Origin of the sequence: Nocardia sp. SYP-A9097 (assembly GCF_009649815.1) — a bacterium.
In the GTDB taxonomy this organism is placed as follows: Bacteria; Actinomycetota; Actinomycetes; order Mycobacteriales; family Mycobacteriaceae; genus Nocardia.
Window position 1 is genome coordinate 132,352 of record NZ_WJIC01000009.1, and the last position, 12,934, is coordinate 145,285.

11 protein-coding genes are annotated in these 12,934 nt (G+C 65.6%); 6 read left to right on the plus strand and 5 right to left on the minus strand.

Annotated elements, in window-relative coordinates; all coding sequences use genetic code 11:
• Positions 1-29 precede the first annotated feature (29 nt).
• From GFY24_RS19950 to GFY24_RS19960, 3 genes are all read right to left on the minus strand, one after another.
• Positions 30-317 (minus strand): hypothetical protein, encoded by a 288-nt coding sequence (locus GFY24_RS19950; protein WP_153806580.1) that lies wholly within the window; start codon positions 315-317, stop codon positions 30-32.
• Positions 318-395: 78 nt separating this feature from the next.
• Positions 396-620 carry a hypothetical protein gene (locus GFY24_RS19955; protein ID WP_153806581.1) on the minus strand — a complete coding sequence of 75 codons (225 nt, stop codon included), beginning with the start codon at positions 618-620 and terminating at the stop codon, positions 396-398.
• A 13-nt stretch (positions 621-633) separates the two neighbouring features.
• Positions 634-867 carry a hypothetical protein gene (locus tag GFY24_RS19960; RefSeq protein WP_153806582.1) on the minus strand — a complete coding sequence of 78 codons (234 nt, stop codon included), beginning with the start codon at positions 865-867 and terminating at the stop codon, positions 634-636.
• A gap of 221 nt (positions 868-1,088) precedes the next feature.
• Between GFY24_RS19960 and GFY24_RS19965 the strand changes: the two genes are divergently transcribed.
• The 3 genes from GFY24_RS19965 (at position 1,089) to GFY24_RS19975 (ending at position 3,255) form a co-directional block, all read left to right on the plus strand.
• Positions 1,089-1,979, plus strand: a complete 891-nt coding sequence (locus GFY24_RS19965; RefSeq protein ID WP_153806583.1) for a helix-turn-helix transcriptional regulator — start codon at positions 1,089-1,091, stop codon at positions 1,977-1,979.
• Positions 1,969-2,190 (plus strand): DUF397 domain-containing protein, encoded by a 222-nt coding sequence (locus GFY24_RS19970; RefSeq protein ID WP_375336067.1) that lies wholly within the window; start codon positions 1,969-1,971, stop codon positions 2,188-2,190. Before GFY24_RS19965 ends, GFY24_RS19970 begins: the two co-directional genes overlap by 11 nt.
• Before the next feature lie 81 nt (positions 2,191-2,271).
• A complete protein-coding gene (locus GFY24_RS19975; RefSeq protein WP_153806584.1) occupies positions 2,272-3,255 on the plus strand; it encodes an aldo/keto reductase in 984 nt (327 codons plus the stop codon).
• A gap of 49 nt (positions 3,256-3,304) precedes the next feature.
• On the opposite strand, the gene GFY24_RS19980 is transcribed toward GFY24_RS19975, so the two are convergent.
• A complete protein-coding gene (locus tag GFY24_RS19980; protein ID WP_309231075.1) occupies positions 3,305-4,048 on the minus strand; it encodes an MBL fold metallo-hydrolase in 744 nt (247 codons plus the stop codon).
• A gap of 99 nt (positions 4,049-4,147) precedes the next feature.
• Between GFY24_RS19980 and GFY24_RS19985 the strand changes: the two genes are divergently transcribed.
• Positions 4,148-5,305: a serine hydrolase gene (locus GFY24_RS19985; protein ID WP_153806585.1), complete on the plus strand. Its 1,158-nt coding sequence runs from the start codon at positions 4,148-4,150 to the stop codon at positions 5,303-5,305.
• Between the two features lie 7 nt (positions 5,306-5,312).
• On the opposite strand, the gene GFY24_RS19990 is transcribed toward GFY24_RS19985, so the two are convergent.
• Positions 5,313-6,026 carry a hypothetical protein gene (locus GFY24_RS19990; RefSeq protein WP_153806586.1) on the minus strand — a complete coding sequence of 238 codons (714 nt, stop codon included), beginning with the start codon at positions 6,024-6,026 and terminating at the stop codon, positions 5,313-5,315.
• Positions 6,027-8,533: 2,507 nt separating this feature from the next.
• Between GFY24_RS19990 and GFY24_RS43775 the strand changes: the two genes are divergently transcribed.
• Positions 8,534-9,610: a DUF4132 domain-containing protein gene (locus GFY24_RS43775; protein ID WP_375336070.1), complete on the plus strand. Its 1,077-nt coding sequence runs from the start codon at positions 8,534-8,536 to the stop codon at positions 9,608-9,610.
• 14 nt (positions 9,611-9,624) lie between these two features.
• Entirely contained in the window at positions 9,625-12,930 is a 3,306-nt protein-coding gene (locus tag GFY24_RS20000; protein WP_153806588.1) for a DUF4132 domain-containing protein, read from the plus strand.
• Positions 12,931-12,934 lie beyond the last annotated feature (4 nt).

Sequence of the window (12,934 nt, forward strand, 5' to 3'; positions counted from 1 at the left end):
CGGACTGTAGTCGGGGGCCAATGACTCCGTCAGCCGGTCGGTGGAGTGATCGGGTGGTAGCGGACGTTGAGCGTGGCGGTGGGGTTGGGGGTGCCGAGTTGGTGTAGGCGGATGGGGGTGGTGCCGGGGTTGTCGTAGAGGCGGATGCCTTCGCCGCCGCGCCAGCCGGGGTGGAAGGCGATGCCGGTCATCCAGTCCATCTCGTGGTTGGGTCCGGCGACGAATCCGTCCAGGGACATGGTGAAGTGCCACAGCACTTTTCCGCTCGCGGTCTGGGGTGTGAGGTCGGCATACGCCGCTCCAGGATCTGCTTGCATTCTGCAATCGGTCTGATTCAGCGTAGATCTACCGATTGTGGATCGCAATCACCTTTGCGGCGGCAGCCGATCTCCCCCTCATCCGAACCGCCGCCCCTTGGCCGCGAGTGCCACCCGTCCCCGAGTCGTAATGCGCCAACGCCCGCGAATACGAGTGGGCAGGATCAGTCCCCGAGCTTCCAACTGGGCGAGGGCATTACGGGTGCGCCAGCTGGTCAGTGCCGAATCCTGTTGGATCTGAATGGCGGTCAATGTGCGGTTCGGATGGAGCGCGGCCAGGACCGCGACCTCGGCGGGTGTCATGCTTCAACCTCTCTCAGGAGTAGGTGAGATGCACTGTCGGCCAGTAGATCCGATGCCGTCGGGCGCGATGCCGACCGCCGCGAAACCGAGTACCGCGCGCGATGGACAGATGCCCACCGCCGGCGATCTCGACCCGTAGAAGATCATCGGGCCGGTGCGCCTCACAGTAGAAGCCCCACCACAACCACACGATTACGGCGACACATAGCGCGAGGATCGCCAGCAAAGCCCATGCATCCCAGGACATCTCGACCACCTTCGACTAGTGCCTGTCGCGGAATTCGGATCAGTCGATCGCACGACCTGCGTCGTGCGCCTGACCTGGAATAAGCACACTCCCGAACCGGCGCAATGGACCGGTCAAATCGATGTCCCGAATCGACCGACCCAAAGTGCCTGCATCAGACCCGGTTCGGGCGCACACTTTTTCCCGTAACGGTCCAAAACGTCGTCCCGGAATGGGTCCAAATGTCTGAGCAAGAGAGCAGCACGCTGCCTCGTCGGCAGCTCGGCCGGTATCTACGTGAGGCACGCGAAGCAGCCAATCTGACCATCGAGGAAGCCGCAAACCTCATGGAGTGGGGGAAGAGCACGCTACAACGGCTCGAGAAGGGACAAACCGGGCGCATACGCGTGCGCGAGATCGATGGCTTATGCCAGCTCTACAGCATCGACGATGAGAAGGCGGCGGCGCTGAAAGGGCTTGCCCAGCAAGCTCCGGCCAGGTCATGGTGGCACGCCTACGGCGACCTGATTCCGGCTAATTTCAATCTCTATGTGGGACTGGAGGCTTCAGCGCGGACCCTGACGATCTATCAACCTCTGATCATTCCCGGCCTACTTCAGACGGCAGATTACGCACGCACCCTCGATCGCACCTACTTCCACCAGGACACCGACAACGAACTGAACCGGCGGATCGAGGTTCGGATGCGGCGGCAGGCGGTCCTGCTACGAAACAGAAAGCCCGTCAGTGGTTCCTTCGTACTACACGAGGCCGCGATTCGTACGCGTGTAGGCGATCGCCACATTATGGCGGGACAGCTGCGGCATATGGCGAACCTGAGCACCCGCGACAACATCAGCATTCGGGTACTGCCCTACCGAGCTGGGTACCCCCTGGGAATGCCGTTGCCGTCGTTCGTCATTCTCGAATTCGCCACCGATCCCAGAGGCAGACCGGTCGAGCCGACCGTGATCTTCGCCGAGAGTTTCACCGGCGGCATGTACTTTGAGCGGTCAACAGACGTCGACAAGTATCGGCAAGCTTTTCTGAAGGTTCAGCAATCCGCACTGGATGCCAACCCGAGCCGAGACGTGTTACGCGAGCTAGCAAGGGAGATCGAAAGTGATCGCTGATCAGGATCACATGCGCTGGTTCAAGTCCAGCTATAGCTCCGGCGGCCAGGAGTGTGTCGAGGTGGCGTTCCTCGACGAGGCTGTTGGAGTGCGGGACAGCAAGTCGCCGGGTGGGCCCGAGCTGGTGTTCGGGGTGCGGGAGTGGGGGGTGTTTGCGGCGGCTGTCGCTGGGGGGAGGTTCGACTCGCCGGGGGCGAACTCGGGCGCTTGACTTGGAGTGTGCTCCAGGTCGTAGGTTCGGTGGTGAGCGGGTTTCGGCCCGGAGACCGACTTCGACTTGGAGGAGTTCAGGATGATCGGGACCAGAAAGCTCGGGGAGCTTACGGTTGGCGCCGAGGGGCTCGGGTGCATGGGGATGAGCCAGGCTTATGGGGTTCGCGATAGTGATGAGGAGTCGATCGCGACTATTCATCGGGCGCTCGAGCTTGGGGTGACCATGCTGGACACGGCCAATGTTTATGGGCCGGAGACCAATGAGCGGCTCGTGGGGCGGGCTATTGCCGATCGGCGGGATCGGGTGGTGCTGGCCACCAAGTTCGGGATTGTGTGGGGTGCGGGCGGGAGTATGGGGGCTCGGGGGGATGCCGCCTATGTGAAGCAGAGTTGTGATGAGTCGCTGGCACGGTTGGGGGTGGATTACATCGATCTGTACTACCAGCATCGGGTGGATCCGAATGTGCCGGTCGAGGAGACCTGGGGTGCGCTCTCGGAGCTGGTGCAGGCCGGGAAGGTGCGGTATCTGGGTATTTCCGAGGCTTCGGCGGAGACGATTCGGCGGGCGCACGCGGTGCATCCGGTGACCGCACTGCAGAGTGAGTGGTCGCTGTGGACTCGCGATATCGAGGCCGAAATCCTGCCCACCGCAAGGGAACTCGGTATCGGGATCGTCCCGTTCTCACCGCTGGGACGCGGATTCCTCACCGGTTCGATCACTTCCACCGACCAACTGCCCGCCGACGATATGCGCCGCCGGCTCCCCCGGTTCGCCGACGGCAACCTCGACAGCAATCTCGCGATCGTGGCCGCACTGGGCGAGCTCGCAGAGGAAAAGGGTGTCGCCGCAGGGCAATTGGCCCTGGCATGGGTGCTCAGCCGTGGTGACGATGTGGTGCCGATTCCGGGCACCAAGCGGCGCACCTACCTGGAGCAGAATGTCGCCGCGGTCGATATCACGCTCAGCGCTGAGGATTTGGCGCGTATCGAGGCAGCGGCCCCGGCCAACGCCATTGCCGGAGCACGCTATCCGGAGGAACTGGCCCGCGCCGCCGGGAAATAGCAACCAGGGTGATGCGGCTCGACCACCGGCCGAGCCGCCACACCCCGGACTAACCCTTCGACGCCCCCAGCGCATTCGCCAGCTCCACCGCATCGAAGGTGGTGTGCACACCATGCCCGGGAACGAGGATTCTGGCCGGTTGAATCCCCAATCCCAGCGCACTTTCACGCATACGAACCTCGTCGTGATTGAACACCGACGGCAGCAATTGCAGACCTGGATCCGCCAGCAGCGGATGCCCGGTGACGAGAGCGTCGCCGGAGAACAGGACGCCCTCCGACGGCATCAAATACGCCGTGTGGCCGGAGGTGTGCCCCGGGGTCGGTATCGCGACGAGCCCACCCGGCAATGCCGCCAAGGCCGCCGTGTCGCCGGCCGACGCCGACGGAACCGTCATTCCGATATGCCCGACAACCGCCCGCACCGTGTGCGCGACCCACCGGCGACCCCGCTGATTTGCGAGCTGCTTGATCATCCCCATCGGCGAAATCTGTTGCAGGTACTCACGTTTGGCATGCCGGACCTCCTCGGCCCCGGTGTACACGGGCATCCCCACCCGCTCGACAAGCGTGGGAATCGCACCGATGTGATCGAGATGCGCATGAGTGATCAGCACCGCCGCGATATCGGTGAGCTGATGCCCGATCTGCTGCACCGAATCGAGCACGGCATCGCTATCACTCGGATATCCGGCATCGATCACCGTCACCCCGGACCCATCACTGACCAACGCCCAGTTGACGTTCGTCCCGGCCACGACATACACGGAGTCGGAAACCAGATCGATCTTCACGGGCAGAGAGTAGTTCACCGGACTCGGGGATATCACCCAGACCGATTTCGGGGGTGCGCCCGGAAGCGCTCCGATCGGGCCGAAACTAGCGTTCAGGCAATGACTTCGACTCTTCGGAAGCGCCTCGGCGTGGCGTTCGGTGTCGCGGCACTGCTCGTCGCCGAGGTGGGTACCGCCGCCGCCGAACCCGGTGGAATATCCACTGCGCAGCGGTTGCGGCAGGACACCGAGGCGATCCACGCGCTCGGTATCAGCGGCGTACAGGCTCGGGTGATCACACCGGACGGTCGGGAGTTGGTCGCCACCAGCGGTACCGCCGATCTGGACACCGGCGGCCCAATTCCTTCCGACGCATACTTCCGGATGGCCAGCACCTCCAAGACATTCATTGCCACCGTGGTGCTGCAACTGGTGGGCGAGGGCAGGCTGTCGCTGGATGACACCGTCGAGAGCCGGCTGCCGGAAGTGGTGCGCGGCAATGGGAATGACGGAAGTCGGATCACCATCCGCCAGCTGTTGCAGCACACCAGCGGCATTCACGACGACCTGCCCGGCTATACGACGCCGGAGGAGTACTACCAGCAGCGCTATGACGTATACACCACTGAGGAGCTGGTTGCGCGCGCCATGACGCACGCACCGGACTTCGCTCCCGGCACGAGCTGGGGGTACTCCAATACCGGATATGTCCTGCTCGGCATGATCATCCAGCACACCACCGGCCGACCCTCTCATCAGGAGATCGAAGACCGCATTCTGCGTCCACTCGGCCTCGACCGGACCCGGTGGGTCGGCACCTCACCCATCCTGCCCGACCCACATGCGCGGGCATACCAGCTCTTCGGTCCCGATTCCCGGGTCGATGTCACCGACCAGGTACCGGCGGACGAAATCCTCGCCTGGGTCACCACCACCCGTGACGAGAACCGCTTCTTCCGCGCACTGCTCGCGGGCCGCCTGCTGCCGAAAGCCCAACTGGCCGAGATGAAACAGACCATCCCCGTGAGCGCGGAAGTCCAGCAGATGTGGCCGAACGGCAGATACGGGCTCGGCCTGGTGGAACGACCGCTCAGCTGCGGCGGCACCTACTGGAGTCATGAGGGTGGGGACGGCGGCTACATCACCCTCAACGGCGTCACCGACGACGGCCACCGAAGCGCGGTGGTCTCGCTATCCGAGGCGCGCGGCGACACCCCCGAACACATCCTGGAACAGGAGAACGCGGCCGGTGCCCTGATCGACCACGCATTGTGTTGAGGGTCGCTCAGAAATAGATGCCGGGCGCGCAGTAGCCGGTGACCAGTTGACGGTCTCCGTAGCGGAGGGCGGAGGGATCCCATTGGGCGCCAATACCTTTGAGGAAAGCTTGCACCTCGTCGAGGTCGGAGCGGTCGGCGACCAGGATCAGGGCGCCGTCCTCGGCGACCCACCCACCGCCGATGCGGTCACGGGCTACAGGATCGGCCAGGAGTGCGTCATGCAGGCGGGTTCGGTCGACACCGGGGACCGTAATGACGAAGCCATCCGCACGCGGGTCGGTTTCAGGGAGGTATTCGATGCCCAGCACCGCTTCCTGGTGATACCGGACGCGAAGATCATCGGCTATCCAGCAGAGGTTGTCACGCCCGGTGCAGGCCAGCTCGAAACGGCGCGCCGGTGCATAGCTGATCTGCCGGGATTGCTCCGACCAGAACACGCCGTCGACGGGCTCGGAGTGCACGGTGAGACCGAGTTCCATTGCGGCGGTGAGGTTCACCTCCAGCTCGAACTGGGTGAGCGGGTCGTTCAGACGGGCATCGGCGGGATCGGTGATGGTGTCGGTATTCCAGGTGCCGAACAGTTCGGCGGTGGGTTGCAGCGGATTGCCAGGGGCACACGACCACGGCCCATAGGCCTCGGCGGTGCCGGAACTCGCGGTGAACAGGGCGCCGGTGAGGGTCGCGGCCGCGGCGAAGGCGGCGAGTCTGACGGTGATCATTGGGCCATTGCCCCCCTCGGGAGGGTCGAAACAGCTGATTGTCCGAAACGTCGAGTACTTGAATTCTAGTCAACCCGCCGCGGTGATCCACCGGTATGCCCAGCAATACGCGCGGCGAGCGTCCGCCTGGCGCACGTCGCCGCGAAGTAGCCACCGGCAGAACAGATCCCCCGAATCCCTGTCGGAGTGTCCGATTACAGTCGCTGCTGTCAATCGCTTCACGGATTCGGGGAATCATGCTCGACGTTGCAATTAATGCCGAGGCCGCACCGGCCGAAGAGAATCTCTGGGTGGTGCCCGACGAATGGTCAGCAGCGGCATTCCCGGTGCGCGGCATCACCCCGCCGCAACCGGTACTACCGCACGCGACGGCCATCGCCGAGCAGGCCGAAAGGCTTGCCACGCACGCCGATACGGTGCGGAACACCCTCGCCGACACCCAACTTCCCGACCTGGCGGCGGCGGGGGCGGCCGCGGTCGCCGACTTCTCGACCTGCTCACCCCTGGGCGCGGCGGTGCTGTCGGTCGCCCTCGACGGCGCGGACAGCCCGAAACCCTTCCTCGCCGATGCCTGGGTGCAGCAGCACGGCGTGGTCTTCGCCGCCGAGGCCGCGGCCCTGCAGGCCGGACTGATCAGAAACTCCGATTGGCACAGCGGCACGCGGGTGTACACCTACCGGGTCGGCCGAATTCCGGCCGATCGTCCGGGCAATTCCGCCGCACCGGAAACCCTGGTCCGGATGCGCGCGTGGCTCGCGGCCGCACCCGAGGACGAGTACCGGGCGGCGGTGGCCCGGCTGGCCGAATTGCGAGTCACACCAGGCGATTTGGCGGTCCGCATCGCCACCTCATTCCTCGCGCCCACCGAACAGGATTGGGTGCAAGCCGATCTGCGCGCCCTCACGCCCGACGATCTGGACTACCAAAGCCGCTTCCTGTTGCTGACCGCCTCGGTCGGGGACCGCGCGGACCTCGAGCGACTGGCCGAAGCGTTCTCGGCGGATCAATTCCTCTACGGCTCGGCCGCCGGACTGCTCGCCACCGCCGTCATACGGTTCGGCCCGGACTGCGTCACAGCGATCGACCGGATGCTGAACGACCGCGAACTGGAGGGTGAGCAGACGCTCGTACTCGCGCGCATATTGGCCTGCCTGCCCTCCGATGAAGCATTCTCCGCCCTGCTGGCACGAGTCGAACAACGTTATATACCAGCGGTTCTCGCGGAGGCCGCCGAGCAATACCCGCATCGCGCACTGCGCCTGCTGCGGCCGCATGCCGCGAAATCCGCGCTGGCCCGGCAGATTCTGCGCGCGATCGCGATCGCGTGCCCTGCGCTGGTCACCCAACTCCCGGAGTCCACCACATTCCTGGACCCCGATCGATCACGCACCGCCGGCGCGGCGGAATTGCCGGAGGTACTGCGCGCGGTGCCATGGCAGCGCACCCGCACCAAGACCAAGCCGGTGACCATTCCCGATCTCGCACAACCGATTCCGGACGCACTGGCCTGGTTGCCGGGCGAACAGGCCGACTGGGCGCAGACGCATGTCGAGGTCTGGCGGGAGAACGACAAGGATTGGGCGGCGAGCCTCGCCCGCGGCGCACGCCGCAGCCACGGCTCCATGATGAGCATGCTGGCACTGGCTCCGGAAGAACTCGCACTGCCCTATCTGGACACCGTGCGACTCGAACGGTATTACAGTTCGGAGCCCGCCCTGCGGCGGATTCTCGGACGCTTCGGCGAGGTTGCGATTCCATTCGTATTGCATGCGGCACTACAGAATCCGTCCGATCTCGCACATCTGCTGTCCCCCATCACCGGCAGCACGACGACCATGTCCATGATCAGCAGACTGGACGGGAAGCGGACCCGCCCGCCGGCGCTGGCCTGGCTGGACCGGAACCACACGACCGCGATACCGGTGCTCATCGCGGCGGCGCTGGCCAAGCCCGGCAAGGATCGCAGGTACGCCGAGGCGGCGCTGCGCACGCTGGCCGAGCGTGGCCATCGCGACGCCATCGATTCCGCCGCAACGACATTCGGCGATCAGGTGGCCGCCGCGATCACCGCCACGCTGAATACCGATCCACTGGACCAGCTTCCGGCCCGCATGCCCGCACTGCCGAATTGGCTTGTCCCGGAACACCTTCCCGCGCTCGCCCTGCGTGATTCCGGCGCGGTCCTGGCCGCTCCAGAGGCCCTGAATGTGTGCCTCATGCTGGCCCTGTGTGGCCCGAGTGGCGATTACGCCGGGGTCGCGCAGATCACAGCGGCCGTCGACCCGGAGTCGCTGGCCGAATTCGCCTGGGCCGTCTTCGAATCCTGGCGGATTGCCGGATATCCGCCGAAGGATGCCTGGGTGCTGCACGCGCTGGGCCTGCTCGGCAATGACGAGACCGCCCGTCGCCTCGGCCCCATGATCCGGGTGTGGCCGGGCCAGGCGGCGCATGCGCGCGCGGTCGCCGGACTCGATATTCTCACCGCGCTCGGCACCGATGTGGCGCTCATGCAGTTGCACGGCATTTCCGAGAAGGCGAAGTTCACCGGGCTCAAGACCAAGGCGAAGGAGAAGATCACCGAGGTCGCCGAGGCCCTGGACCTGACACCGGAGCAGCTCGCCGACCGGCTGGTGCCCGATTTCGGGCTCGACGCGAGTGGCACGCTCGCGCTGGATTACGGTCCGCGCGGCTTCGTCATCGGCTTCGACGAACAGCTCAAACCGACCGTGTCCGACGCGATTCGCGATGCGGACGGCCATTGGCAGGCCAGCGCGTCACGCAAGTCGCTGCCCAAGCCCGGCATCAAGGACGATCCGGAGTCGGCAACGGCCGCGTTCAAGTCCTTCGCCCTGCTGAAGAAGGATGTGAAATCCGCTGCCGCCGACCAGATTCGGCGTTTCGAGCAGGCCATGGTGACCGGCCGCCGCTGGGAGGCCGCCGAACATCGCCGCCTCTTCGTGGACCATCCGCTGCTGTGGCATCTGACCCGCCGACTGGTGTGGGCCACCTTCGATGAGCACGGCGCGCCCACCGGCTCCTTCCGAATAGCGGAGGACCGCAGTTACGCCGACGCCTCGGACGAGACCGTCACCATTTCCGATCGAGCACTGGTCGGCCTGGCACACCCCTTGCACCTGCCGGATTCGCTCGGCACATGGGGTGAGCTGTTCGCCGATTACGAGATCCTGCAACCCTTCCCGCAGTTGCAGCGCGAAACCTACGCGTTCACCGCGGAGGAGGGCGGTCTGAGCACGCTCCCCCGCCTCCAGGATGTCCCGGTACCCACCGGAAAGATACTGGGCCTGAGCCGATTCGGCTGGGAGCGCGGCGAGGTCGTGGACGGCGGTGTGTCCTGCGAATACTTCCGCAGGCTCGGCGACGACCGCTCGGCGGTGGTCGATCTCGTGCCCGGCATCATCGCCGGTGCGGCCATGGAGTGGGATGAGCAGAAGATCACCTTGCGACTCACCACCACCGGCAACGAAAACCAGTGGAACACCGGGCCCTCCCTGCTCTTCGGCGAACTCCCGCCGATCACCGCATCCGAACTACTGCGCGAGCTGACCACGCTCGCCGGCAACTGACCCGGAGAACCTCCGTGAACAATCTGCAACGCACCGATGAGAACGCCTGGATCGTGCCGGACGAGTGGTGGGAGAAGGCGGCGCCGTATCGCGGCCACGGCCCGGTGACAGCCGTGCCGCCGGAGGCGAATGCGCTTACCGCCCTTCGGAAATGGGTGAGTGAAGAACAGGTCCTGCGAGCGGTGGAGGCCACGGCCGCCGACGGGAACGAGGACCTGGCACAGGCGGCCCGTGCCGCGATCGAAGTACCGGAGACCGCGACGCCCCTCGGTCTCGCGGTGACCGGTGCACTGGCGGCATTCGTGGCCGATGAGCGGTATGTCAAGCCGAGGCTGCTGCTTCGACTCGCCGATGCGTGGATCACCGGGTACGGCGCGGAGGTGACGGCCGAGACCGCGACGCTCTTCGCCGGACTCGTCGCCCGCAAGCGAAAGGTGAACCAGGAGCATCAGCTTGTGGCGGAGTGGACTCCGAACGGAGGTGCGCCCGCCGAGGCCGCGATGGCCGTCCTGGCGCGACTGCGCGCACACCTGTGCACCGTGCCGGACGCCGAGTACGCACAGATCGTCGACCGCCTCACCGGCTGCCGGGAATCGGGTTCACTCCCGATGCGCATGGCGACCTCGTATCTGATTCCGGCACAGCCGGATTGGCTGGCGAGCGATCTGCGATCCAGCACCCTGAACGATTTCGGCTACCTCTGGTACCTGTATCCGAATGCGGTGCACGCGAATACGCCGCCCGAGCCGCTGCCGGCCCAGGTCTACGGTGCGGCGTTCTACGGTCGCGTCGAGACAATACGCGCGCTGGTGCACGCCGGACCTGCCGCGACGGGCTATCTGGTGAATGTGTTCGACAACGGCCATCTCAGTGCCGACGATCAGCGGTCCGTTGCCGCGATGCTGGCACAGCTGCCCACCGACACCGCATTCGACGCTCTCGTGCGGCGCGCCGCGTGGCCGACGGTCCGGGGCGCACTGCTGGAGGCGATGCTGCGCTTCCCCTGCCGCGCGCATCGACTGCTCAGCGCGACAACCCCGCGCACACCCTCGATCGACACATTTCTGCGCCACCTGATGCGCGTATACCCCTACATCGCAACAGATTCCGTGGCCCCGGCCGCACAGCGACCCGACACTCTCGCGATGCAGGAGCTGCCCGAACTGCTGCGCGCACCCGCGTGGGAGCGAGGCATCACCAGGACCGCACCCACGGTGGTGAAGAACCTCGGCACTGCACATCCGGCCGCGCTCGCCTGGCTACCCGGCGAGCAACAGGAATGGGCGAACAAGCCGACACACCACCGTCCCCCGAGCATCGGATGGGAGGAGGCGCTGGCGCAGCACCTGGCCGGAGAGCAGTACGTCGGGGGCTACCAGCTGCTGGACATCTTCGCGTTCGCGCCGATCGAGCTTGTCACTCCACACCTGGATACCCTGGCTCCCTACGCCTACTCGGGACGGACCGATATGCTGCGGCGCCTGCTCGGACGTTACGGCGGCGACATGGCCGACGCGACAGTCGCTGCGGTACAAGAGTATCCGTACGACACCGCCGAAGTACTGCTGCCGGTCACCGGAACCTCGGTCACTACCTTGATGACCCGGCTCTACAGCACCAACCGCGGCCGTCCGATCGCACGGTCCTGGTTCGAACGCCACTTGGCGGCCGCACTACCGGATCTCATCGCCGCCGCACTCGGCAAGCCGGGTAAGCCGCGGGTGCTGGCATGGAGTGTGCTGCGGGCGTTCGACAACAGTGGTCATCGTGAGCTGTTGCTCTCGGCCGCAAAGGATCTGGGCACGGCGGCCGCGACGGCGATCGAGGCCGAGCTGTCCACGGACCCGCTGCTGCAACTCCCACCGGTAATGCCCGCGCTGCCTGCCTGGCTCACCCCGTCCGCACTGGCGCCGATCATCCTGCGCGACAACGGTGGCGCCCTGCCGTCGCAGGCCGTCGCCACGGTCTGCCTCATGCTCGCGCTCGGCACACCGGACGGCGAGTACCCCGGCAGCACGCGGCTGACCGAGCTGGCGGACCCGGATTCGCTCGCGAAGTTCACCTGGGATCTGTTCGAAACCTGGGAGCTGGCCGGATATCCCCCGGCGCAGGGCTGGATTCTGCAAGCCCTCGGCATCTGGGGCAATGACGACACCGTGCGCGCATTGGCCCCCTACATTCGCGCCTGGCCTGCCGACAGCGCGCACGCCCGCGCGGTCGCCGCGCTGGACGTACTCACGGCCATCGGAAGTGGTTCGGCGCTGCGGCAGCTCAACAAGATCGCCGAAAAGGTGAAATTCAAGGGCCTGCGTGTGAAAGCGCTGGAGAAGATCACGCAGGTGGCGCAGGAGCAGGGCATGTCCACCGAGGAGCTGGCCGATCGCCTGGTCCCGGATTTCGGACTCGCGGCCGACGGCACCCTGCACCTCGATTACGGCCCGCGCGGCTTCCTGATCGGCGTCGACGAACAGTTGCGGCCCACGATCTCCGACGCCCAGGGCAAAACAGTGAAGAGCCTGCCCAAACCCGGCGTCAAGGATGATCCGGTACTGGCACCCGAGGCGTACAAGACCTTCGCCGGGTTCAAGAAGGATCTCAAAGCAATTGCCGCCGAACAGGTTCAGCGGCTGGAACGCGCAATGGTCCGGAGTCGCCGATGGACGGCGCAAGAGTATCGGGAACTGTTCATCGAACACCCGTTGAGCGCACAGTCGGCCCGCCGCCTGGTCTGGGCGGCCTTCGACCGGGACGGCAATGCCACCGCGTCCTTCCGGATCGCCGAGGACGGCACCCTCGCCGACGCCGAGGACGACCCGATCACCTTGACCGACGACACCATGGTCGGTATCGCACATCCCATGCACCTGATCGACAGCCTGCCCACCTGGACCGGAGTATTCGCGGATTACGAACTGCTACAACCGTTCCCACAACTGAGCCGCACCGTGTATCGACTCACCGAACAGGATCGCGACGCCACGACCCTCGCTCGATTCGAGGGTCTCGTCGTCCCGACCACCAAGATCCTGGGCATGACCCGATCCGGCTGGGAGCTGGGCGAAACCATGGATGGTGCACGAATCCACGAGATCTTCCGCGTCCTGGCGGGCGACCACTCGGCAGTGGTCGGACTCGATCCCGGAATCAGTGCGGGCGAGTTGCTGCGACAACCCGAACAGCAGATCACGGTCATGATCACCACCGGCGAGGAGTCCGCGTGGGCCCGCCACCACACCGACAACCGGTTCGGCGAACTCGACGCCGTCACCGCCTCGGAACTCCTGCGCGAAATCGCTTGGCTGGAAGAAGGAACCCGGTGAGCAC

Excerpts from the sequence above, each read along its gene's own strand:
- GFY24_RS19990 (WP_153806586.1), bottom strand. The coding sequence starts at position 6,026 with ATGATCACCGTCAGACTCGCCGCCTTCGCCGCGGCCGCGACCCTCACC.
- GFY24_RS19975 (WP_153806584.1), top strand. The coding sequence starts at position 2,272 with ATGATCGGGACCAGAAAGCTCGGGGAGCTTACGGTTGGCGCCGAGGGG.
- GFY24_RS19985 (WP_153806585.1), top strand. The coding sequence starts at position 4,148 with ATGACTTCGACTCTTCGGAAGCGCCTCGGCGTGGCGTTCGGTGTCGCG.
- GFY24_RS19965 (WP_153806583.1), top strand. The coding sequence starts at position 1,089 with ATGTCTGAGCAAGAGAGCAGCACGCTGCCTCGTCGGCAGCTCGGCCGG.
- GFY24_RS19955 (WP_153806581.1), bottom strand. The coding sequence starts at position 620 with ATGACACCCGCCGAGGTCGCGGTCCTGGCCGCGCTCCATCCGAACCGC.
- GFY24_RS19960 (WP_153806582.1), bottom strand. The coding sequence starts at position 867 with ATGTCCTGGGATGCATGGGCTTTGCTGGCGATCCTCGCGCTATGTGTC.
- GFY24_RS19950 (WP_153806580.1), bottom strand. The coding sequence starts at position 317 with ATGCAAGCAGATCCTGGAGCGGCGTATGCCGACCTCACACCCCAGACC.
- GFY24_RS43775 (WP_375336070.1), top strand. The coding sequence starts at position 8,534 with ATGCAGTTGCACGGCATTTCCGAGAAGGCGAAGTTCACCGGGCTCAAG.